This is a genomic window from Microbacterium sp. UBA1097 (genome assembly GCF_002313585.1).
Classification (GTDB): domain Bacteria; phylum Actinomycetota; class Actinomycetes; order Actinomycetales; family Microbacteriaceae; genus Microbacterium.
The window spans coordinates 8176-8473 of sequence record NZ_DCBW01000026.1; the positions used below are offsets into that span (position 1 = coordinate 8176).

The window sequence follows — 298 nt, forward strand, 5'->3', positions numbered from 1 at the left end:
GCCACGTTTACACCGTGGATGTCGTCGGTTCGATCCCGGCAGGGCCCACATGAATGCGAGTCCCGACGACCAGCGGCGTCTTCTCGAGGTCGCTGCCTTGGACGCCCGCATCCGGAGTGCCGCCGCAGCGGCGCGTTCACCCGAACAGGCCGCGCGGATCTCTGAGCTGATGCAGGCGCGCACCGAGCTGAATCAAGACCTCGTTCGGGCGCGGGGGACCGTCGATGACGTCCGCGCCGAGCAGCGTCGCCTCGACGACGATCTGAAGGTCGTCGAGGCCCGCATCGCCCGCGATACG

Annotated in this window: 1 protein-coding gene; it reads left to right on the top strand. The window is 68.5% G+C overall.

Going from position 1 to position 298, the window contains the following annotated elements:
- Positions 1-49 precede the first annotated feature (49 nt).
- Positions 50-298 (top strand): DUF7581 domain-containing protein (locus B4F19_RS06865; RefSeq protein WP_422662291.1); only part of this gene is annotated, 249 nt, incomplete at its 3' end.